Genomic DNA, 20,887 nt, shown 5'->3' with positions numbered 1-20,887 from the left:
CTGGTATCTGTTTAAAGTCGCCTCAAATCGAGAACAAGGGAGCCGCGCCTCATGGCCGCATTCGATTTTGCACCCCTCCTCAGCCCCGGCCTGCCCGCGCCGGCCGCGCGCTGGACGGGACTCGCAAAATACAGCTTCGTCGGTGGCAACAACGACGCCGACGCCGTGCCCGTGGAGGGCTTGCGCGCGGCTGCCGACGCCGTGCTCGCCCGCGAGGGACGCGCGCTCGCCACCTACGGCCTCGCGCACGGGCCTCAAGGCTACCGGCCGCTGCGGGACTTTCTTGCCGCCAAGCTGACGCGGGACGCGGGCATGTCGGCGCGCGCCGACGACATCATGATCCTGTCCGGCTCGCTGCAGGGCCTCGACCTCGTCAACCAGGCGCTGCTGACGCGCGGCGACACCGTGCTGGTCGAGCAGGACAATTACCAGGGCACGCTGGCGCGGCTGGCACGACTGGGCGTCAAGGTCATCGGCATCCCGCTCGACCAGGACGGCATGCGAACCGATGCGCTGGCGACGGTGCTGGCCGATCTGAAGGATCGCGGCATCCGGCCGAAATACATCTATACCATTCCGACGGTGCAGAACCCGACCGGCACCATCATGCCGGAAAGCCGCCGTGCCGAGCTGCTGTGGCTGTCGCGCGCCTATGGCGTGCCGCTGTTCGAGGACGACTGCTACGCCGACCTGATCTGGGAGGGCAAACGGCCCCGTGCGATCCACGGCATGTCCGATCATGGCGGCGTGATCCACCTCGGCTCGTTCTCGAAATCGGTCGCGCCCGCGCTGCGGGTCGGCTTCCTGGTCGCGCCCTGGGAGATCATGTCGGTGCTGCTGGCCCTCAAGACCGATGCCGGCTCGGGCGCGCTGGAACAGATGGTGCTAGCGGAATATTGCAGGCCGCATTTCGCGACCCACGTGCCGCAGTTGGTGCGGGGCCTGCGCGCCAAGCTGGACACCCTGATCGAGGCGCTCAACGCGGAGTTCGGCACCTCCGCCGAGTTCGCGCCACCCAAGGGCGGGATCTTCCTCTGGGTCAAGCTGCCGGACCAGGTTGACGCGATGAAGCTGTCACAGGCAGCGCTCAAACGCGGCGTCTCGATCAATCCGGGACCGGAATGGTCCACCGACGCCGCGCATGCGCGGAGCCGCCTGCGGCTGTGCTTCGCCAGCCCCTCGCATCAGGAGATCCGCGAGGGCATCGCAGTGCTCGCCGATGTCTGCCGGGAGGAGTTCGGCGTGCCGCTCCGCTCGTCCAATGTGGAGCGGACGCGCGCGATCGAGTGATTTGCGCGCCGCTCACCGCACCGAAAAGGGCGACTGATAGGGCCGCCCGAACGGCACGCCATTGATCACCGTCTGCACCGGCTTGAGCTGCAGCTTGCCGTCGCGCTTGTTGCCGCGGGTATCGACGAAGCTGACGGGACCCTCGACCAGGTCCATGATTGCAACGTCGGCCGGCGCGCCGACCTGCAACGTGCCCATCTTCGGCGCACGGTTGATGATCTTGGCCGGCACAGAGGTGGCCATGCTCACCACCTGCTCCAACGAAAATCCCATCGCGATGAATTTCGCCATCACGTTGGGCAGGAACGGCATGCCCGGACTGTTGCCGGAGAACACATGGATGTCGGAGGAGATGGTGTCCGGGCCGCAGCCGCCGGGGATTGCGACTTCGGCCACGGTGAAATCGAAGCTGCCGCCGCCGTGGCCGACATCGAACAGCACGCCGCGCTGCTTGGCGGCGAGCGCCGCGGGCAGCAGCTTGCCGTCCTGGACGATGTTGGTGAAGGCGCCGCCCATATTCGGCGCGCCGGAATAGGCATGGGTCAGGATGTCGCCGGGGCGCAGCAGGTCCAGGATCTGTGACATCAGCTCGCCGGTCTCGACGCCACCGATATGCACCATCATCCGCGCCGGCCAGCCGCACAGCTCGCAGGCCTTGATGGCACGCTTCAGCGGCTCGATCCCGTGCTTGAAGATCACGTTCTCCGACATCCGCACCTTGACCCCGAGCAGGAAGTCCGGGTTCTCCGCCAGCGCCATGGCGCAGGCGTCGACCTGCGCGTTGTCGATGTTGTAGAGCTCGGCCACCGGGAACGCCGACAGGCCGTTGTTGGCGATGTGGACGAAGGCGTAGATGCGTGCCCGCGACTGGGCGGCGATGAAGCGGCGCAGCGCCGCCAGATTGTTCACGCCGGCATCGCCGGCCGAGACGACCGTCGTGGTGCCCTGGAATTGCACCAGTTCGTCCGGGGGAATCCCGATCGCCGAACCATAGGGGTAGACGTGACTGTGGAGATCGATCAGGCCCGGCGTCACCAGCCGGCCGTTGGCGTCGATCGACCGCAGCGCCCGCTCGGCCGGTATCTCGGGCTCGACCGCTTCGACGACGCCCCAGCGGATCCCGATGTCGCGCCTGCCTCGGAGCGACTGGCTGGGATCGATCACGTCGCCGCCCTTGATCACCAGATCGAACTTGTCGGCCGGCCCCATCGCGGCGCCGGCGGGACCCGATAGCGCGGCCATGGCGGCCGCTCCGGACGACAGCAGGAATTTGCGGCGCGACAGCGCAGACATGGTCAGCCTCCCCACGCTTGTTTGTAGTTGCGGGGAGCATGCGCCTTGTCCCCCTCGCCATCAAGGCCGGCCCGGAAAGAATGAGACTTTGTGCCAACGATCTCGGCGCAGGTCTGTCGTTGCGCCGTTGACGCAGTGCATTAAGATGTCACGGCAGTCATCCCCGCGAGACCGCATGATTTCGATCTCCCGCCCTCTCATCGCAATCGTCCTCTGCGCGTCATCAGCGTCTGCCGCCCGGGCCGACGACACCGTCGAGGTCGCCCGGACCTGGGGCCTGATCGGAACCTGGGCCGCCGACTGCAGCGCACCGCCGGTCAAGGGCCGCGGCGCCATCATCTCCTACGAAGTCACTGACGATCGTCACCTGATCTATCGTCGTGACCACGATCCGTCCGACGTCAACCAGGTGGCGAGCGCACGCGTCGAGGCGGACCAGACGCTGGTGCTCTCGATCGTGCTGCCCAAAGCGCGCCAGACGCGAGAGAACGGGATCACCCGGACCGCCGACGGCAACATCCGCTCCGTGTTCAATCGCGGCGAGGACGACAGCTACACCATTCGTGACGGCCGCTTCGTTGCCAACGGCAAGCCGACGCCAGCGCTCAGGAAATGCGACTGACGCGGCGGGCTCGAGGGGGCGCCGCGATTCGCCCGCGAGCTTGAAGACCAAATCTGAACGTGCATTCAGCAACTTCGTGGAAGTTCCTGCGGAACGTTCTTTCACACTTCAAGTTGATCCCGCACTTTCATTCTGGAGGACAATATGAAGAAAATCGCTCTCGCGCTCGCTTCCCTGGCGGTCGTCGCGCTCGCGGCACCGTCGATCGCCAATGCCGAGACCGTGGTCATCAAGCGTGGCGGCCATCACTACCACCACGGCTGGGATCGGTCCCGCGCCGAATACCGCATGCATCGTGAGTACCGGCCTCACCGTTATGTCCGGCCCTTCCACCGCCATCACGATCGCACCGTGATCATCCGGCGCGACTGATCTGCAACTTCGACACAGCAATGGCCCCGCAAGGGGCCATTTTCTGTGGCGTTCGTTCTGACGCCCGTTCTTGCAGGGCTTCGCGTGGTCGTCAGCGGTCCCAGTCCGGCGCAAAGGCCGGATTGACGAAGCGCTTGTCCTTCGGGAGGGACGCGATGGTGGCGCGATCCTCATCGTCGAGTTGAAGCTTTATCGCATCCCAGTTCGCACGCTGACTTTCCGGGCGCGCTGCCTTGGGAATCGCCGCCACCCCATCCTGGTCCAACAGCCATTTCAGCGCGACCTGGGCGGCGCTGGCGCCATGCTTCCTGCCGATGGCCCCAAGCGTCTCGTCGGCGGCGGCCCGTCCCTGCGCCAGCGGGCAATAGGCCACCAGGGGAATCGAGCGGCCCGCCATGTAGGCCATCAGCTTCGACTGGTCGAGCATCACATGATATTCGACCTGATTGCAGGCGACAGGTGCCTGGATCTCCTCGACCGCCTGCTTCAGCAGCGCGACGGTGAAGTTGGCGACGCCGATCGCGCGCGTGCGCCCCTCCTCCTTCAGCTTCAGCAGCGTCTCCAGGGCGGCGGGCAGGTTCATCCCCTTGGCCGGCCAGTGGATGAGATAGAGATCGACGAACTCCAGCCGGAGCTTCTTGAGGCTCGTGTCGAAGGCACGGCGGATCGCATCCGGCGCGAGGTTCTCCGGCCAGACCTTGGTGGTGACATGCAATTCGGCGCGCGGCAGATTGGTCGCCGCAAGTGCAGCACCGATCGCGTCCTCGTTGGCGTACATCTCGGCGGTGTCGATGTGGCGGTACCCGAGCGCAAGCGCGCTCTCGACGGCCTCGCGGCAGACGGTGCCCTGCATGCGAAAGGTGCCGAGCCCGAGCTTGGGCAGGCGGATACCCTGGGTGTCGATGGCGTTCATGAAATCTCCTGGAATCGCGCGAGCCGCTCGCCAGCGAGCGCCGGCGGCAGCCTCGAAACATCAAGACCTTGGCGGGAAGTGCTCAGCTTGCCTTCGCTCCGCTTGCGAGTTCAAGCAAGCCGGCATCCACCTCGATCAAGATGTCGGGAGCGAGGTTCCTGGACGCAACAGGCGCGTGGGTAGACCCGCCGATCAGCGCCAGTTGCAGATGCCGCCGCTGCCAGGCCGGCACGGCCAGGTCTGAATGCGCGTATCCATCGCCTGCGCGTCGAGCGGATTGCCGCGCCGATGGACGAGCTTGGTGCGGGCGGCGCCGCGGGGCCGCTCGGCCGTCCTCGTACCATGAGGCCGCCGGGTGGCGACGGCGCGCGGGATTCCGGAACTGACGTCGGGGTCAACAGCAGAACGGACGGCGACCGCAGGTCGATCTGTTTTGGCTTCGATGGGCACGGGTTCGAAATGCGCCTCGGGGCCGAGCGGCTCCGGCGACAACACGGCCTTCGACAAATCGAGCTTGAGGAAGTCACCCGGCTGATAGGCCCCTGCCACAGCATCGGTCGCTGCGAGCAACACGGCGCATGTAATCGCGCCGACAACAGCTCTCAACACCATCCCATCCTCCCGTTCCCCCGCGTAACGCCACTTACGCGCGCCCCTGCCATGAGATCTCCGCGCGCCCGCTGACGGCAAGGCGCACGGCTGCAAGAACCGGCTGCGAGCGCCTGAGTTCGCGCCACGCATCATGTTCGATGATCGACCGTTATCAGTTCGGTGAAAGCGCCCGCCAACCGCCGGTCGTTCGACGCATCATAGCCAAAGTTCCGCGCTCGTCTCTCATGTAGGTCACGGCGCCGTCATTTCCAGGCCCAAAACTGCTGATCACGGTTACCGCTGTGCACGCAAACGGGCGCTCGCGAGATAAGTCATACTAATTCGAGGAATCGATTCTGATGCGGCAGCGTAGCCTCTCGGCGACGCCCGGCGCGATATGCATGACGCCGGGCTTGGCCGCGAACTCGCCGTCGAAATTGAGCGGACTAGCGAAACCGCGCCACGGCTCGATGCACAGGAACGGCACGCCGCCGGGCTTCGACCAGATTCCAAGCTGACGAAAATTATCCCAGGCTAACTCAAGCGCCGGTCCCCTGGTTCCGACGAGGCGAACCGAACGGCTGGCCGGCTGATCGAGGATCACGGCATCATCGTCGAACAGGCGTTCGCTCAACGGGAGAACGCGCCCCTCGATCGGTGAGGGCTCCGGCCGCTCGCGCAGCAAACCGCCGGTCAGACGGCGGATCGGCGCCAGCTCAGGCTCTGCAAAAATCAGCCGATAGCTCTCCTTCGGCTGGCCGGGGAGCAGCGGCCAGTTGAAGGCGGGATGGCCGCCGAACGAGGCGGGCAGCATCTCCGCACCGGGGTTGGCGATCTCGACCGCCACGTCCAGCGCGTCAACGGCGATCCGGTAGCTCACCGTGAGACGGAAGGCGAACGGATAGCGCACCCGCGTCGTCTCGTCGTCGGTCAGTTGCAACACGCACGACTCGGCCCCGCGCTCCAGCCAGGTGAAACGCAGGTCGCGGGCGAAGCCGTGCTGGGTCATCGGATAGGTCTGGCCGCGGTGGTGGAGCTGGTCATTCTTGAGTCGGCCGACGATTGGAAACAGCCATGGCGCATGGCGCGGCCAGGCGCCTCCGGCCTGCCAGAGCAACTCCAGGCCCCCGGCCGTCTTCAGCGAGCACAGCTCGGCGCCATCAGCCTTGACCGAGGCGGTGATGCCGCCCGCGCCGATCGTGTGAAGGTCGTCGCTCATCTGCCGTCACCCTCGTCGCAAAGAGATCACACGAGGTGATGCCGGATCGCGGCAGCAACGTCCAGGGTGCGGTTCATCACCAGCGCAGAGACCACCGCCACAAGTACAGGGGACGGGGATGTCGAACACGCGGCCGAAGCCGAGGATATCGCCGCGTTCATAGGGCCCGCGCGGTGTCCGAAGGGTAGGCAACCCGCGCCAAATCTTCGTGCAGGCCGCCGCTTGCCGGACCTGATCATTCGTGTACGAATGACCGAAACCGGCTTGATGCTGCGCCGCGTGCAGGCGCAAACTGCCGCAAATGCTTTGCCAGGAGAGAAGGATATCCCGATGGCCCATGACGCGCCGCAAGCAACCGGTCCCAGCAAGCTGGTCATCCGCAACATCGGCCTCATGCTGTCCGGTGCCCTGGAACGGCCCATCCTGGATGCCGACACGATCGTCGCCGAGAACGGCAAGATCACGGGAATCGGCCGCTTCAAGGACGTCGACACCGAAGGCGCGACGACCATCGTCGATGCCCATGGCACGACGGTGGCGCCGGGCCTGATCGACAGCCATGTTCATCCGGTCGCCGGCGACTGGACGCCGCGGCAGAACCAGAGCAACTGGATCGATTCCTATCTGCATGGTGGCGTCACCACGATGATCTCCGCCGGCGAGGTGCACATGCCCGGCCGGCCGCGCGACGTCGTCGGCCTGAAGGCGATGGCGATCTTCGCGCAGCGCGCATTCTGGACGCTCCGTCCCGGCGGCGTGAAGGTGCATGCCGGCGCGCCGGTGATCGAATGCGAGATGGTCGAGGACGACTTCAAGGAGCTCGCCGCCGCCGGCGTCAAGCTGCTCGGCGAGGTCGGCCTCGGCGGCGTCAAGGACGGCCCGACCGCGCGCAAGATGGTCGGCTGGGCGCGCAAATACGGCATCCAGAGCACCATTCACACCGGCGGTCCGTCGATCCCCGGCTCCGGTCTGATCGACAAGGACGTCGTGCTGGAGGCCGGCACCGACGTCATCGGACACATCAATGGCGGCCACACCGCGCTGCCCGACGATCAGATCCGCTGCATCTGCGAGGGCTGCAAGGCGGGGCTCGAGCTGGTGCACAACGGCAACGAGCGCTCGGCGCTGTTCACCTTGCGCACCGCGCGCGAGATGAACGATCTCCACCGCGTCATCCTCGGCACCGACGCGCCGGCCGGCTCCGGCGTGCAGCCGCTCGGGATCCTGCGCATGGTCTCGCTCTTGTCCTCGCTCGGCGATGTCCCGGCCGAGATCGCGTTCTGCTTCGCCACCGGCAACACCGCGCGGATGCGCGAGCTCGATTGCGGCCTGATCGAGGTCGGCCGCTCCGCCGACTTCGTCATCATGGACAAGGCGCAGCACTCGCCGGCCAAGACCCTGCTCGACAGCGTCCAGCTCGGCGATCTCCCGGGCATCGGCATGACCATCATCGACGGCATCGTCCGCACCCAGCGCAGCCGCAACACGCCGCCGGCGACGAAAATTCCGGAGATCGTGGCGAAGTAGTTGCCACAAGCTTCGTCATTGCGAGCGCAGTGTTCGTGAATGCGCCCTCTCCCCTTGCGGGAGAGGGCATGCAGGACGGAGCAGAAATCTCGGTCGGGTGAGGGGTATCTCTCCGCGAGTCTCGCTCGCCGAGAGATACCCCTCATCCAATCGCGAATGTGGATGGACCGGAGATGCCCTCTCCCACAAGGGGAGAGGGTGCTGTATCGGGCTGCGCTCATAGCGACTGAGCAAACAAGTAGGGTGGGCAAAGCGACGCCGCCAGGCGGCGCGTGCCCATCATGTGCAGATGCGCTCTCGGTGAGAATGGTGGGCACGCTTCGCTTTGCCCACCCTACGCGGGCGGTTTGCAACAGCTATTTCAGCCGGCTCAGCAGCGACAGCAAGCTCTCGCGCTCTCTCGCATCCAGCGGCGCCAAGGTCTCCTTGGAGATCGCGAGCGCCAGCGGCGCGGTCTTCTCCGCGAGCTGCTGACCCGCGCGGGTCAGGCTCACCAGTAGCCGGCGGCCATCCTGCGGATCCGAGCTGGTCTCGGTGAGACCGCGTGCGGTCAGCCGGTCGATCACGCCCTTGATCGTCGCGACGTCCATCGCCGTGAACCGTCCCAGCTGGTTCTGCGAGCACGGTCCGGTCTCGACCAGCTTCGACATGGCCGCCCATTGCGTCGGCGTCAGGTTGCTGCCGATGTCGCGGGCGAAGATCATGGTGTGGCGCTGCCAGACCTGGCGCAGGATGAAGCCGATCTGATCGTCGAGCACGTAGTTTGATTTCGCCGCCTTGGCCGTGGCCTTCGCAGCGGGCTTTGCCTGCGGCCTCGGCGCAGTCTTCGTCGTGGCTTTCGCCGATCGCTTCGGCGGGGGACTCTTGGCCATATCTTCCCTCGCCTCAGATCGACAGATGCGCGTCGCGGATGTCGGGCCGCGCGTCGAGCTCAGTCATGGTGCCGGAGAAGCAGATGCGGCCGCGCTCGATGATGTAGGCTCGGTCCGAGATCAGCTTGGCGAAATGCAGGTTCTGCTCGGAGACGACCAGCGAGACGCCTTCCTTCTTCATGGTCAGGATCGCATCGACCATCTGCTCGACGATCTTCGGCGACAACCCCTCCGAGGGTTCGTCGAGCAGCACCAGCGACGGATTGCCCATCAGGGTGCGCGCGATGGTGAGCATCTGCTGCTCGCCGCCGCTCATGCGGCCGCCCGGGCGGTTCTTCATCTCGCCGAGATTGGGAAACAGCTGATAGAGTTTCTCGCGCGTCCATTGCGGCGCATTGGGCCGCGGCTTCTGCCGACCGACCTCGAGGTTTTCCTCCACCGTCAGCTCGGTGAAGATGCGGCGCTCTTCCGGAACATAGCCGAGGCCGGCGCGGACGATCTCATGGGTCGGCGCGGACGAGATGTCCTTGCCCTCGAACACGATCTGGCCCTCGCGCAGCTCGACCAGGCCGACGATCGAGCGGAAGGTCGTCGATTTGCCGGCGCCGTTGCGCCCGAGCAGCGCCACCACCTCGCCCTCGCCGACCTCGAGGCCGATGTCGAACAGGATATGCGCCGGACCGTAGTGGCTGTTGAGATTGGCGACGGACAGCTTCATGCCGGCGCTCCCTCGCGATGGTCGGCATCATAGAGCAGACCCTCGCCGAGATAGATCGCCTGCACCTCCCGGTTGGCGCGCACCTCGGCCGGCGATCCCTCGGCGATCAGGCTGCCGCGATTGAGCACGAGAATGCGATCCGCATGCTCGAACACCACGTCCATGTCGTGCTCCGTGAAAAGGACGCCGATCGACTGCTCGCGCGCGATTCCAGCCGTCAGCCGCATCAGTTCGACACGCTCGCGCGGCGCCATGCCGGCGGTCGGCTCATCCATCAGCAGGAGCTTCGGTTGGTTGGCGAGCGCTATCGCGAGCTCCAGCCGCTTGAGGTCGCCATAGGCGAGCTCGCCGCACGGACGCTCGGCATAGCCGGCCATGCCGACGAGATCGAGCAGGCGATCGGCCTCGCCGCGCTCGATTGAAATCATCGGGCTCCAGAAATCGAACAGACGGTGATGATGCGAGACCAGGGCGACCTGGATGTTCTCGCGCACGGTCATGGTCGGATAGGTCGCGGTGATCTGGAAGGTGCGGCCGACCCCGAGCCGCCAGACCTCGCGCGGCCTGCGCCCCGTGGTCTCCTGCCCCATCACCGTGATGCGGCCGCTGTCCGGCACGTTCTGGCCGTTGAGCATGTCGAAGCAGGTGCTTTTCCCCGCGCCGTTCGGGCCGATCAGCGCCAGGATCTCGCCGGCCCGCAGCGTGAACGACACGTTGCGGACCGCGTGAATGCCGCCATAGGATTTCGACAGGCCTTCGACCGAGAGCAGCGACACGCTGGGGCTCATTGCGCGCCCTCCATCTTGGCCGACAGCGAAGCGCCCTTGGGGGCCAGTGCGCGACGCCGATGCATGACGGTTTCGACCACACCCACGATACCTTTCGGGAACACCACCACGATCAGCACGATGAAGATGCCGAGCACGAGCTTCGACCAGTCGGTCTGGCTGACCAGCCAGATGTTGAGCGCCTTGTAGACGATGGCGCCGAAGATTGCGCCGGGCACCGTCTCCACGCCGCCCAGCAGCACCATGACCAGCGCATCGACCGAGAGCGAGATGCCCATGTTGTCCGGAAACACGCTGCCCTTGAGATAGGCGAACAGGGCGCCGCCGATGCCGGCCGTGGTGCCGGCGATGATGAAGGCCGTCCACTGGATGCGCTTGCCGTTGATGCCGATGGACTCGCTGCGCAACGGCGAGTCCCGCATGCCGCGCAGGGCATAGCCGAACGGCGAGAAGGTGATCAGGCGCAGCACGCCGACAACGAAGGCGGAGACGCCAAGCGCGAGCCAGTAGAAATGCGACGGCGACGCCGCCCATTTCTCCGGCCAGAGCCCGAGAATGCCGTTATCACCACCGGTGACCGCGACCCATTGGAACGCGATCGACCACACGATTTGCGCAAAGGCCAAGGTGAGCATCGCGAAATACACGCCGGAAAGCTGGACGGCGAAGGCGCCGAACACGGCCGCACCGAGCGCGCCGAGCAGCGGCCCCAGCAAGAGGCAGGCGATCATCGGCAGTCCCGCCATCTTGGCAAGGAAGGCGACGCCGTAAGCGCCCAAACCGAAATAGGCAGCGTGGCCGAAGGAGGTGAGGCCGCCGACCGCCATCAGGAAATGCAGGGACGCCGCGAAGATCACGAAGATCGCGATCTCGGCGCCGACGGTCAGCGCGTAGTTGCCGGCGATGAAGGGCAGCATCGCCGCCAGCGCCAGCGCGACGAGAGAGGCCAGCCGCTCGACCGAGCTCAGCGGGCGCCACGGAATGACGGTCAGGCCCGGCGTGCGGCGCGCCGGCGCCTCCTTCTTGCCGAACAGGCCCCAGGGCCGCACGACCAACACGACGGCCATCACCAGGAACACGAGGATCAGCGAGATCGTGGGGAAGATGAGAATGCCGAAGGCATTGAGCTCCGACACCAGCACGGCGGCAACGAACGCGCCGAGGATGCTGCCGAGGCCGCCGATCACGACGACCACGAAAACCTCGACGATGATGCGCAGGTCCATCGCGTGATGGACCGCGTCGCGCGGGATCTGCAGCGCGCCGCCGAGCGCGGCGAGGAAGACGCCGACCGCGAACACCGAGGTGAACAGCCATTTCTGATTGACGCCGAGCGCCGCGACCATGTCGCGGTCCTGCGTCGCCGCGCGCGCCAGGACGCCCCAGCGGGTGCGCTGGAACAGCAGCCACAGCACCCCGAGCACGATCGGACCGAGCGCGATCAGGAACAGGTCGTAGCTCGGGATGTTCTGACCGAAGAAGTCGACCGCCCCCTTGAGGCCAGGTGCACGGCGGCCGACCAGATCGTCCGGTCCCCAGATCAGCACCACGAGATCTTCGACCATCAGGGTCAGGCCGAAGGTCGCGAGCAGCTGGAACAGCTCCGGCGCGTGATAGATCCGGCGCAGCAGCACGATCTCGACGAGGACGCCGATGGCCGCGACCGCGAGCGCCGCCACGACGATGCCGCCCCAGAAGCCGAGCGAGCCAGACAGCCGCTCCGTAAGCGAGAACGCCACATAGGCGCCGAGCATGTAGAACGCGCCATGGGCGAAATTGACGATGCGGGTCACGCCGAAGATGATCGACAGTCCCGACGCCACCAGGAACAGCGAGGCTGCGCTGGCAAGGCCGGTCAGGAACTGGACGAAATAGAAGGCCATGGGCGGTCCGCGTCAGGAGATCGTCTGTATCGAATGAGCCGCGTTCGAGCTCGTGTGCCCTGTCAATGAGCCGGCGAGCAAGCGTGGGGTGAGGGATCTCGGCCTGAACCTGTAGATCAGGCGTCGCGCGCCCTCACCCCGCCCGCTCTCCTCCGCGGGAGGAGGAGGCAGGAAGACCTCACTTAGTCCTTCGGACGGAGCTTGGAAACTTCGGCATCGCTCGGCAGATAGTCCGAGCCCTTGCGATAGACGGTGTCGACCATGATGCCCTTGCCGTCCTTCAGCGCGGTCTTGCCAACATAAGCGCCGAGCGTCGACTGGTGGTCGATCTTGCGGAAGGTGATCTCGCCGAAGGGCGACGGAACGGACAGTCCCTCGGCCGCGGCGATCAGCTTGTCGGTATCGGTCGAGCCGGCCTTGGCGAGGATGGCGGCCGCCGACTTGATGGTCTGGTAGCCGACGATCGAGCCGAGCCGCGGATAGTCGTTGTACTTGGCCTGGTAGGCCTTCAGGAACGCGTCGTGCTCGGGCGTCTTGATCGAATACCAGGGATAGCCGGTGACGATCCAGCCCTCGGGCGTCTCCTCCTTGAGCGGATCGAGATATTCCGGCTCGCCCGTCAGGAAGCTGACGACCTTGCGGTCCTTGAACAGGCCGCGGGTGTTGCCTTCGCGGACCAGCTTGACGAGATCGGCGCCGAAGGTGACGTTGAGGATCGCCTCCGGGTTGGCGGCGGCGACGGCCTGCACCACCGGACCGGCGTCGATCTTGCCCTGCGGCGGCCACTGCTCGTCGACCCACTGGATGTCCGGGCGCTTCTCGGAGAGCAGCTTCTTGAACACGGCGACGGCCGACTGGCCGTATTCGTAGTTCGGCGCGATGGTGGCCCAGCGCTTGGCGGGAAGCTTCGCGGCCTCCTCCACCAGCATTGCCGCCTGCATGTAGTTCGACGGACGAAGGCGGAAGGTGTATTTGTTGCCCTTGGCCCAGGTGATGGCGTCGGTCAGCGGCTCGGCCGCCAGGAAGAACACCTTCTTTTGGTTGGCGAAGTCGCTGACGGCCAGACCGATGTTCGACAGGAACGTGCCGGCGAGCATCGCCACGTTCTCGCTCGACACCAGCTCATTGGCAGCGGTCTGCGCGTCGGCCGGCTTGCCGCTGTCGTCCTTGGAGACGACGACGAGCTTCTTGCCGTTGATGCCGCCGGCCGCGTTGACCTCCTCGACCGCGAGCTGCCAGCCCTTGCGGTAGGGCTCGGTAAACGCCGGCAACAGCGAGTAGCTGTTGATCTCGCCGATCTTGATGACGTCCTCGGCACGCGCCGTGCCCGTCAATCCGGCAACGGCAAGGCCCAGGCCTGCCGCAAGCATCGTTCTCCGTCGCATCCCTTCAGCCTCCAATTTTGATTTGAATTATCTTAGACCGTCGTCGCCCTTGATCTCGGCGACCGTGAGCCCGCCGACCCTTGGCAAGGGACGCCCGCTGTCGGTGACCGCGAGCGCGACCATGATCTCGTTGGCGCGTGGCGCGTCGTTGATCTGCACCTCCATGCCGTCGAAATGGCTGCGCACGAACGCGGCGTCCTTGTGCCCGAGCGGGATGTCGAGCGTGCAACCGACGCCGCCGCGCTTTTTCGATGACGGGATCAGCGCCGCGCCCTTGCCGAGCACCTTGCGCACCGGCGCGCCCATTTTCGGATGCAGGATCGCGGCGGCATGCTCCAGCTCGCCGTCGCTGCCGACGGCCGCGGCCTTGCCGTAGCTGTGCGCCGCCGGCCCCTCGATGCCGAGCGCGGCCACGGCGCGCTTGGCGAGCATCTCGCCGAGCTCCTCGCCGATCGCGATCAGCGGCGTGAGGTCCTCGACATAGCGGCCGGCAAACGGATTCTCGATCACCGCCACTGCCGCCGCGCGCCGCGTCGGCGGCGACACGGTCCGGCCCATCTCCTGATGGACTTCCTCGACCACGGTCACGATCTTTCTGATGACGGCGCTCATCGTCGACCCTTCGTGTTCCTGCACATCATGCATCAAACCTCACGCCGCCGCCGCCCGCAACTGCGGCCGACGAACGATCTCGATCGCGCGCGGACCGACAACGCGAATGTTGCCGCGGAGCTGCAGTACGGCGCCTTCGATCAGGCCGGCCGAGAGCAGCGACTGCGCACGATGCTCGCCCACGGCCAGCGCTTGGGCAATCTCGGCATCACCGAGATCTCCGACCTCGCATGTGACGAGGCGGTCACCGAGATCGCTGTCCGGCTGCAGCTCGCAGGCGGGTCGGCGAAGCACGGCCGGATGACCCGGAAGGTCAACGGCGTTGCCGATCACCGTCGCCGCCGCATCGGCCTGCGCCGCGCTGCGCGCGAGCACCGTCACCGCGTCGGCAATGCCCAGCGAGAAGCTGCGGCCGTGGCGGCCCGATGTGGCGACGCCGCCGATCGCATCGGCAGCACGAAGCGTCATCCTGCGCATCACGCCTGCGCCGTCGGGACGGTCCATCAGCCCGACGCTGAACGTGGCGGCATCCCGCAGATGGAGTGCGATGTCACCGCCATTGTTGACATAGGCCCGCGTCAGCTTCGCCGCGCCGCGCATGGCGCCGAGAATCTCCTCGGCGACGCTGCCCGCGACCGCGGCCATCGGCGTGATGAACATCTCGCGCGCGAACGGCGACACGGCCGCATGCATCCGCCGCGCAACGACGCCTTTCAATGGGCAACGATCGTGATCGGCTCCCTTGCGCAGATCGGACAGTTCCGCACACAGCTCGTCCAAGAGACCCGTGAAACGCTCGGCCGCCGCACGATAGGCCGCGCGAACATCGCCATCGGCGGCGTCGGCGCCGATGATCAGATCGATCGGGCCGTCCTGCAGATGCAGCCGCCGCTCGGGCAACAAGGCGATCTGTGGCTGCCGGGTCATGCGCCCGGCCACGGCAGCTGACGAATGTCCTTGCTGACATCCTTGAGCGACGTGAGCGGCTGGACGTAGTCCATGTGCCCACCGAGCGCCGCGTAGTCCGATAGCCTCAACGTGAACTCGATCGGTGCGACGATCGCCGGCGTCGGCACATAGCCGAAGGCGCCGGCCGGCATCTGGGTCACGTCGACCATGTAGGTGATGCCGCCGCCCGGCCAGACATAGACCGGCGCACCGCCGCTCGTGACCCGCGTCAGCGTATCCTTGACCGACCGCGTCAGCCGCACCGGATTGTCGGTGACGCCCGCGCGCAGCGAGCCGCCGGCACCGGCCATGAACAGCACGGTGCACAGTGCCGGCTCGCAGTTCTCCTGGATGCGCTCGACCGAGAACTGCAGCTCCGGCGGCATCTCGCGCTGCACCGGCTTGAGCGACTCGTCGAGCACGTAGTAGCCGGCATGTTCGCCCGTCGTGGACACCATCAGCAGCGTCGTGCCAGGCTTCGCCGTCTTCGCATCGAACGGCCCGAGAATCGACAGCGGATCGGAGATGTCGGTGCCGCCCCAGCCGGTTCCGGGCTGCGCCACCTGGAAGTAGCGGCCCGGCGTGGAGCGCCGTCCCTTCATCTTGATGCCGGTCGCGGCAATGTCGAGCAGCTTGCCGGCCTGGTGCTCCGACAGCACGCCGGTGATGTGATCATCGACCACGACGACCTCGTCGACCTTGCCCTGCCATTGCTTGGCGAACATGCCGATCGTGGCCGAGCCGCAGCCGACGCGCATGCGCTCTTCCTTGACGCCGTTGACAACAGGCGGCTGCCCCGCCTGCACGATCACGCTGGAGCCGCCGTCGACGACGAGCTCGACGGCCTTGCGGTTGCTGAGGTCCATCAGCGCGTCGCAGGTGACGCGCCCCTCCTTCTTGGAGCCGCCGGTGAGATGATGCACGCCGCCGAGCGAGAGCATCTGCGAGCCGTATTCGCTGGTCGTGACGTGACCGACCGCTTCGCTGTCGACCCGCACCGTCGCCGCTTCCGGGCCGAGATAGCGATCGGTGTCGATCTTCACCTTGACGCCGCAATAGCTGAAGATGCCCTCGGTCACGACCGTGACCATGTCGACGCCCTCGACCTGCGAGGACACGATGAACGGCGCGGGCTTGTAGTCGGGATAGGTGGTGCCGGCGCCGATCGCGGTGACGAACAGCTCCGGCTGATGCACGATCTTGCCGTCCCAGTCGCCGCTCGCCTGGAACGGCACCAGCTTGCCGCCATGCGACACCGTGCGCTCCAGCAGGATATGCGGATCGACGCGCACCAGCACACCGTCCTGATTGGCATAGCGGTCGCAGGCGCCAGCCGCGCCCGGCTTGATGTAGCACATCACCGGACAGGCATCGCAGCGGATCTTGTCCCCTGCACCTTCGCTCGCCGTCTCAGTCACCATGCAGAGAAGCCCATCTTGAAGCGGAGTTGACGGCAACCGTCCGCACGCCGCGGCAATTCGTTCGTATACGAATGATGTCGCGCCCCTCCGCCGACTGTCAAGCGCCACCGCGAACGAAAAGCACGATTGCCGGATAAACGATCAGTTTGCCCTGCACAATGACGACAAATCGTGCACACGCTGCAGCGCAAAACGTGGCACTTGCATGTTAGTACACAAACGATACGCTCGGAGCGATCACCATCGCATCCTCGTTAACGATAGCACAGCGGACGGCAGAAGGGCATGACGCCAGCAACGATTCGGCTGACCGTGAACGGACGGGCGCATGACGTTGCGGCCGCGCCGGACACGCCCCTGCTTCATGTGCTGCGCAACGACCTCGCTCTGAACGGTCCGAAATACGGCTGCGGCCTCGGTGAATGCGGCGCCTGCACCGTGCTGATCGACGGCCGTGCCGCCCGCTCCTGCGTCATTCCGGTGGAAGGCTGCATCGGCCGCGACGTCACCACGCTTGAAGGGCTGGGCTCGCGCGAGGCGCCCGATCCGGTGCAGCAGGCCTTCATCGCCGAGCAGGCCGCGCAATGCGGCTACTGCCTCAACGGCATGATCATGACGACCAAGGCGCTGCTGGCGATCAAGCCCGATCCGTCACGCGACGAGATCAAGCAGGCGCTGCGCTACAATCTCTGCCGCTGCGGTGCCCATGTCGAGATCCTCCGCGCGGCGATGCGCGCGGCCGGCCACACGCTCGAGGCGCTGGACTGATGAACGATCGCCTCACCAAGGACGCCGACACGCCTCGCGGCTGGCTGGTCGTCGAACGTCCCATCGCCGGCAACGATGGCCGGTTCGAAACCTTCATCCGGATCACGGCCGCAGGCGAGGTCTCCGCCTTCAACGGCCATGTCGATCTCGGCACCGGCATCCGAACCGCGCTGGGACAGATCGTCGCGGAAGAGCTGGATGTCTCCTTCGCCCGTGTCGTGGTCGTGCTCGGGGACACCGCGGTCGTGCCGAATCAGGGCGCGACCATCGCCAGCGAGACAATTCAGATCACCGCCGTGCCGCTGCGCAAGGCTGCGGCGCAGGCCCGCGCCTTCCTCCTGGCGCGGGCGGCAGCGCAACTCGACCTCGACGTCGTGGATTTGAGGGTCGAGGACGGACTGGTCCGCGGTCCCGACAACCGCGTCCTCAGCTATGGCGAGCTGATCGGCGATGAGACGTTCCGCCTCGCCCTCGCCGACGATATCGTCGTCAAGTCGGTGAACGACTATCAGGTCGTCGGCCGGTCGGTGCCGCGCGTCGATCTGCCGGCAAAGGCGGCCGGTGAACTCACTTATGTCCATGACGTTCGCGTCCCCGGCATGCTGCATGGCCGCGTCGTGCGTCCACCCTATGCCGGTGTCGATGCCGGCCCCTTCATCGGCACCAGCCTTCTTGGCGTCGACAGGGAGTCGGTGCGCGACGTACCGGGCCTGGTTGACGTCGTCGTCATCGGCGACTTCATCGGCGTCGTCGCCGAGCGCGAGGAGAACGCGATCCTCGCCGCCGAGCGGCTCCAGGCGAATTGGAAGCCGGTGCCGAGCTTGCGCGACCTCGACGATGTCGAGAACGCGCTGCGCGCCAATCCGTCCGAGCCGCGTCGGCTGCTCGACAAGGGCGATGTCGATGCCGCCATCGCCGGCGCCGCCAAGCCGATGCGGCGGACCTATCTCTGGCCCTACCAGATGCACGGCTCGATCGGGCCGTCCTGCGCGGTGGCCGACTATCGCGACGGGCAGACCCGCATTTATTCCGGCACGCAGAATCCGCACATCCTGCGCGGCGATCTCGCCAAGCTGATCGACTGTCCCGAGGATCACATCGAGCTGATCCGGCTGGAGGCCGCCGGCTGCTATGGCCGCAACTGCGCCGACGATGTCACCGCCGATGCGCTGCTGCTATCGCGCGCGGTCGGCCGTCCGGTGCGGGTGCAATTGTCGCGCGAGCAGGAGCATCTGTGGGAGCCCAAGGGCACCGCACAGCTGATGGACGTCAATGGCGGCCTCAATGCCGATGGCTCGGTTGCGGCCTATGAGTTCGCCACGCGCTATCCGTCGAACGGCGCGCCGACGCTGGCGCTGCTGCTGACCGGCCGCATCGCGCCGGAGCCTGCGGTGTTCGAGATGGGCGATCGCACCGCGATCCCGCCTTACGACTACGACCACATGCGCGTCACTGCGCATGACATGCCGCCGATCGTGCGTGCGTCCTGGATCCGCGGCGTCTCGGCGCTGCCCAACACCTTCGCGCATGAGTCCTATATCGACGAGCTCGCGGCGGAGGCTGGCGTCGACCCGATCGAATACCGGCTGCGCTATCTGAAGGACGAGCGCGCGCGTGATCTCGTGAACGCCGTGGCCGAACGCGCCGGCTGGACGCCGCGCCCCGTGAGGGAAGAGAAGACGCCCGAGAACGGCGTCGTCCATGGCCGCGGCTTCGCCTATGCGCTCTACGTCCACAGCAAGTTTCCCGGCTACGGCGCGGCTTGGTCGGCGTGGATCGCCGATGTCGCGGTGAATACGACGACCGGCGACGTCAGCGTCACGCGGGTCATCGCAGGCCAGGACTCCGGCCTGATGATCAATCCGGACGGCGTACGCCACCAGATCGAAGGCAACGTCATCCAATCCACCAGCCGGGCGCTGATGGAGGAGATTCCGTTTTCGCGCGGCAAGGTCGCGGCCCGGGAATGGGGTGCGTATCCGATCATCACCTTCCCCGATTTGCCTGAGATCGACGTGCTGATGCTGCCGAGACCGGATCAGCCGCCGCTCGGCGTCGGCGAGTCCGCGTCCGTGCCGAGCGCCGCTGCGATCGCCAATGCGATCTACGACGCCACCGGCGTCCGCTTCCGCGAGCCGCCATTCACGCCGGAGCGCATTCTGAAAGGGCTGCGCGGCGAACAGGTCGAGACGCCGGCGCCGCAGTCGCTGCCCGCCCCCGAAAGACCGGCGACGACATGGCTCAAGCCCTTTGCCAGGCGGGGCGGCGTGATCGCCAGCGCCGTCGCGGCCTGCGCCGCGGCGATCGGCGTCGCCACCGCCGTGTTGCCCTGGCGTGCCATCGCACCGATCACACGCCCCGATCCCTCGGTCTATTCCGCCGCGACGATCGCGCGCGGCGAGGCGCTCGCGGCGCTCGGCAATTGCGCGGTTTGTCACACCGCGGATGGCGGCCTGATCAATGCCGGCGGCCGTGCGCTGGAGACGCCGTTCGGCACGCTGTTCAGCACCAACATCACGCCCGACGTCGAGACCGGCATCGGCGCTTGGTCCTATCCCGCCTTCGAGCGCGCCATGCGCGAGGGCGTGCATCGCGACGGCCGGCAGCTCTATCCGGCGTTTCCCTACACGCATTTCGCGCGAACCGATGAGGCCGACCTGCAGGCGCTCTACGCCTACCTGATGGCAGAGGCGCCGGTGAGACAGCAGGCGCCCGACAACGCGCTGCGCTTCCCGTTCAACCTGCGGCCGCTGATCGCCGGATGGAACGCGCTGTTTCATGACACCCAGCCGTTCAGGCCTGACCCAACCCAATCGGAGCAGTGGAATCGCGGCTTCTATCTCGTCGAAAGCCTCGGCCATTGCAGCGCCTGTCATTCGCCGCGCAATGCGCTCGGTGCCGAGCAGCGCAACGCATATCTGGCTGGCGGCTTCGCGGAGGGCTGGGAAGCCCCCGCGCTGACCGCGCTCTCGACTGCCCCGATCCCGTGGACCGAGGACGAGTTCTACACCTATCTCCGCTCCGGTCAGTCGCGCCTCCATGGCGTGGCCGCCGGTCCGATGGCGCCGATCGTGAAGGATCTCGCGACGCTGCCCGACGCAGACATTCGGGCCATGGCGGTCTATCTCGCCTCCTTCCAGACGCCCTCGCCCGAGGCAGCGAAGCTGGAGGCGACGGCAGCGGAGTTGGAGGCGCGCACCAGGGTGACCTCGGCGGCATCTCCGGCCGCCCGGCTCTATCTCGGCGCCTGCGCGGTCTGTCACGAGATCGGCGGCCTGCCGCTGTTCGGCAGCCGGCCCTCGCTGGCGCTGAACAGCAACCTGCACAGCGCCACACCCGACAACCTGATCCAGGTGATCCTGCACGGGATCATGAAGCCGGCCTCGTCCGATCTCGGCTACATGCCGGCGTTCAAGGACCATCTCAGCGACGTCCAGCTTGCCGAACTCGTCTCCTATCTCCGTCAGCAATTCGCCCCGGACAAGCCGGCCTGGACGGACGTGGACGCCGTCATCGGTCGCATCAGGTCGGCCGCGGTGCAGTGAGGCCGAGCATGCTCCTTCAGCGCCCGGCGCCCCGCCCACCACCCTGACGCGCATTCGGGCACCTGCTTGCCAGTAATTTCGCCTTGCGGCAGTCGCCCTGCCGCTTCTAGAATTCGGGAC

The 20,887-nt window shown here is 66.5% G+C and carries 18 protein-coding genes; 6 read left to right on the top strand and 12 right to left on the bottom strand.

The window, feature by feature from the left end; genetic code table 11:
* Positions 1–51: 51 nt before the first annotated feature.
* On the top strand, positions 52–1,290 hold the full coding sequence (locus tag ACQR2C_RS22645) for a PLP-dependent aminotransferase family protein (protein WP_316218397.1): 1,239 nt from the start codon (positions 52–54) through the stop codon (positions 1,288–1,290).
* Positions 1,291–1,302: 12 nt separating this feature from the next.
* Here the strand turns inward: ACQR2C_RS22645 and ACQR2C_RS22640 are convergent, their stop codons facing one another.
* On the bottom strand, positions 1,303–2,583 hold the full coding sequence (locus ACQR2C_RS22640) for an amidohydrolase family protein (protein WP_434882158.1): 1,281 nt from the start codon (positions 2,581–2,583) through the stop codon (positions 1,303–1,305).
* A 175-nt stretch (positions 2,584–2,758) separates the two neighbouring features.
* Here ACQR2C_RS22640 and ACQR2C_RS22635 point away from each other — a divergent pair, with 175 nt between their 5' ends.
* A complete protein-coding gene (locus ACQR2C_RS22635; RefSeq protein WP_315802293.1) occupies positions 2,759–3,205 on the top strand; it encodes a hypothetical protein in 447 nt (148 codons plus the stop codon).
* Between the two features lie 144 nt (positions 3,206–3,349).
* Complete coding sequence (locus ACQR2C_RS22630; protein WP_315802292.1) at positions 3,350–3,577, top strand: hypothetical protein; 228 nt, start codon at positions 3,350–3,352, stop codon at positions 3,575–3,577.
* A 91-nt stretch (positions 3,578–3,668) separates the two neighbouring features.
* Here the strand turns inward: ACQR2C_RS22630 and ACQR2C_RS22625 are convergent, their stop codons facing one another.
* The 3 genes from ACQR2C_RS22625 to ACQR2C_RS22615 form a co-directional block, all read right to left on the bottom strand.
* Positions 3,669–4,490: an aldo/keto reductase gene (locus tag ACQR2C_RS22625; protein ID WP_434882157.1), complete on the bottom strand. Its 822-nt coding sequence runs from the start codon at positions 4,488–4,490 to the stop codon at positions 3,669–3,671.
* A 192-nt stretch (positions 4,491–4,682) separates the two neighbouring features.
* Complete coding sequence (locus ACQR2C_RS22620; protein ID WP_316178335.1) at positions 4,683–5,102, bottom strand: hypothetical protein; 420 nt, start codon at positions 5,100–5,102, stop codon at positions 4,683–4,685.
* A gap of 316 nt (positions 5,103–5,418) precedes the next feature.
* Positions 5,419–6,300, bottom strand: a complete 882-nt coding sequence (locus ACQR2C_RS22615; RefSeq protein WP_315802290.1) for an aldose 1-epimerase family protein — start codon at positions 6,298–6,300, stop codon at positions 5,419–5,421.
* A 330-nt stretch (positions 6,301–6,630) separates the two neighbouring features.
* Here ACQR2C_RS22615 and ACQR2C_RS22610 point away from each other — a divergent pair, with 330 nt between their 5' ends.
* Positions 6,631–7,827 carry an amidohydrolase family protein gene (locus tag ACQR2C_RS22610; protein ID WP_315802289.1) on the top strand — a complete coding sequence of 399 codons (1,197 nt, stop codon included), beginning with the start codon at positions 6,631–6,633 and terminating at the stop codon, positions 7,825–7,827.
* Positions 7,828–8,183: 356 nt separating this feature from the next.
* Here the strand turns inward: ACQR2C_RS22610 and ACQR2C_RS22605 are convergent, their stop codons facing one another.
* The 8 genes from ACQR2C_RS22605 to ACQR2C_RS22570 all read right to left on the bottom strand — a co-directional run bounded on the left by ACQR2C_RS22605 (position 8,184) and on the right by ACQR2C_RS22570 (position 16,454).
* Entirely contained in the window at positions 8,184–8,699 is a 516-nt protein-coding gene (locus ACQR2C_RS22605; RefSeq protein ID WP_316178332.1) for a MarR family winged helix-turn-helix transcriptional regulator, read from the bottom strand.
* 13 nt (positions 8,700–8,712) lie between these two features.
* On the bottom strand, positions 8,713–9,417 hold the full coding sequence (locus tag ACQR2C_RS22600; protein WP_434882156.1) for an ABC transporter ATP-binding protein: 705 nt from the start codon (positions 9,415–9,417) through the stop codon (positions 8,713–8,715).
* Positions 9,414–10,205: an ABC transporter ATP-binding protein gene (locus tag ACQR2C_RS22595; RefSeq protein ID WP_434882155.1), complete on the bottom strand. Its 792-nt coding sequence runs from the start codon at positions 10,203–10,205 to the stop codon at positions 9,414–9,416. Before ACQR2C_RS22595 ends, ACQR2C_RS22600 begins: the two co-directional genes overlap by 4 nt.
* The gene (locus tag ACQR2C_RS22590; RefSeq protein ID WP_434882154.1) at positions 10,202–12,088 is read right to left on the bottom strand and encodes an ABC transporter permease; all 1,887 of its coding nucleotides are present in this window, start codon (positions 12,086–12,088) and stop codon (positions 10,202–10,204) included. The genes ACQR2C_RS22595 and ACQR2C_RS22590 overlap by 4 nt, the downstream gene beginning before the upstream one ends.
* A 182-nt stretch (positions 12,089–12,270) precedes the next feature.
* Entirely contained in the window at positions 12,271–13,473 is a 1,203-nt protein-coding gene (locus ACQR2C_RS22585; protein WP_315802283.1) for an ABC transporter substrate-binding protein, read from the bottom strand.
* A 27-nt stretch (positions 13,474–13,500) separates the two neighbouring features.
* Positions 13,501–14,085, bottom strand: a complete 585-nt coding sequence (locus ACQR2C_RS22580) for an amino acid synthesis family protein (RefSeq protein WP_315802282.1) — start codon at positions 14,083–14,085, stop codon at positions 13,501–13,503.
* 39 nt (positions 14,086–14,124) lie between these two features.
* The gene (locus ACQR2C_RS22575; protein ID WP_315802281.1) at positions 14,125–15,012 is read right to left on the bottom strand and encodes a UPF0280 family protein; all 888 of its coding nucleotides are present in this window, start codon (positions 15,010–15,012) and stop codon (positions 14,125–14,127) included.
* Positions 15,009–16,454 carry a 6-hydroxynicotinate reductase gene (locus tag ACQR2C_RS22570; protein ID WP_315802280.1) on the bottom strand — a complete coding sequence of 482 codons (1,446 nt, stop codon included), beginning with the start codon at positions 16,452–16,454 and terminating at the stop codon, positions 15,009–15,011. Before ACQR2C_RS22570 ends, ACQR2C_RS22575 begins: the two co-directional genes overlap by 4 nt.
* Before the next feature lie 285 nt (positions 16,455–16,739).
* Between ACQR2C_RS22570 and ACQR2C_RS22565 the strand changes: the two genes are divergently transcribed.
* Positions 16,740–17,222 carry a (2Fe-2S)-binding protein gene (locus ACQR2C_RS22565; RefSeq protein WP_315802279.1) on the top strand — a complete coding sequence of 161 codons (483 nt, stop codon included), beginning with the start codon at positions 16,740–16,742 and terminating at the stop codon, positions 17,220–17,222.
* Positions 17,222–20,767 (top strand): molybdopterin cofactor-binding domain-containing protein, encoded by a 3,546-nt coding sequence (locus ACQR2C_RS22560; protein ID WP_315802278.1) that lies wholly within the window; start codon positions 17,222–17,224, stop codon positions 20,765–20,767. Before ACQR2C_RS22565 ends, ACQR2C_RS22560 begins: the two co-directional genes overlap by 1 nt.
* Positions 20,768–20,887: the final 120 nt, after the last annotated feature.

It is taken from the genome of Bradyrhizobium sp. HKCCYLRH3061 (assembly GCF_051168015.1).
Lineage (GTDB): Bacteria > Pseudomonadota > Alphaproteobacteria > Rhizobiales > Xanthobacteraceae > Bradyrhizobium.
This window is presented reverse-complemented; position numbering and strand designations above follow the sequence as displayed.

What these genes read in the sequence shown, in the direction of transcription:
- ACQR2C_RS22610 (WP_315802289.1), top strand. Translation starts at nt 6,631, where the DNA reads ATGGCCCATGACGCGCCGCAAGCAACCGGTCCCAGCAAGCTGGTCATC.
- ACQR2C_RS22605 (WP_316178332.1), bottom strand. Translation starts at nt 8,699, where the DNA reads ATGGCCAAGAGTCCCCCGCCGAAGCGATCGGCGAAAGCCACGACGAAG.
- ACQR2C_RS22570 (WP_315802280.1), bottom strand. Translation starts at nt 16,454, where the DNA reads ATGGTGACTGAGACGGCGAGCGAAGGTGCAGGGGACAAGATCCGCTGC.
- ACQR2C_RS22600 (WP_434882156.1), bottom strand. Translation starts at nt 9,417, where the DNA reads ATGAAGCTGTCCGTCGCCAATCTCAACAGCCACTACGGTCCGGCGCAT.
- ACQR2C_RS22640 (WP_434882158.1), bottom strand. Translation starts at nt 2,583, where the DNA reads ATGTCTGCGCTGTCGCGCCGCAAATTCCTGCTGTCGTCCGGAGCGGCC.
- ACQR2C_RS22585 (WP_315802283.1), bottom strand. Translation starts at nt 13,473, where the DNA reads ATGCGACGGAGAACGATGCTTGCGGCAGGCCTGGGCCTTGCCGTTGCC.
- ACQR2C_RS22560 (WP_315802278.1), top strand. Translation starts at nt 17,222, where the DNA reads ATGAACGATCGCCTCACCAAGGACGCCGACACGCCTCGCGGCTGGCTG.
- ACQR2C_RS22630 (WP_315802292.1), top strand. Translation starts at nt 3,350, where the DNA reads ATGAAGAAAATCGCTCTCGCGCTCGCTTCCCTGGCGGTCGTCGCGCTC.
- ACQR2C_RS22590 (WP_434882154.1), bottom strand. Translation starts at nt 12,088, where the DNA reads ATGGCCTTCTATTTCGTCCAGTTCCTGACCGGCCTTGCCAGCGCAGCC.
- ACQR2C_RS22620 (WP_316178335.1), bottom strand. Translation starts at nt 5,102, where the DNA reads ATGGTGTTGAGAGCTGTTGTCGGCGCGATTACATGCGCCGTGTTGCTC.
- ACQR2C_RS22575 (WP_315802281.1), bottom strand. Translation starts at nt 15,012, where the DNA reads ATGACCCGGCAGCCACAGATCGCCTTGTTGCCCGAGCGGCGGCTGCAT.
- ACQR2C_RS22625 (WP_434882157.1), bottom strand. Translation starts at nt 4,490, where the DNA reads ATGAACGCCATCGACACCCAGGGTATCCGCCTGCCCAAGCTCGGGCTC.
- ACQR2C_RS22595 (WP_434882155.1), bottom strand. Translation starts at nt 10,205, where the DNA reads ATGAGCCCCAGCGTGTCGCTGCTCTCGGTCGAAGGCCTGTCGAAATCC.
- ACQR2C_RS22580 (WP_315802282.1), bottom strand. Translation starts at nt 14,085, where the DNA reads ATGAGCGCCGTCATCAGAAAGATCGTGACCGTGGTCGAGGAAGTCCAT.
- ACQR2C_RS22565 (WP_315802279.1), top strand. Translation starts at nt 16,740, where the DNA reads ATGACGCCAGCAACGATTCGGCTGACCGTGAACGGACGGGCGCATGAC.
- ACQR2C_RS22615 (WP_315802290.1), bottom strand. Translation starts at nt 6,300, where the DNA reads ATGAGCGACGACCTTCACACGATCGGCGCGGGCGGCATCACCGCCTCG.
- ACQR2C_RS22635 (WP_315802293.1), top strand. Translation starts at nt 2,759, where the DNA reads ATGATTTCGATCTCCCGCCCTCTCATCGCAATCGTCCTCTGCGCGTCA.
- ACQR2C_RS22645 (WP_316218397.1), top strand. Translation starts at nt 52, where the DNA reads ATGGCCGCATTCGATTTTGCACCCCTCCTCAGCCCCGGCCTGCCCGCG.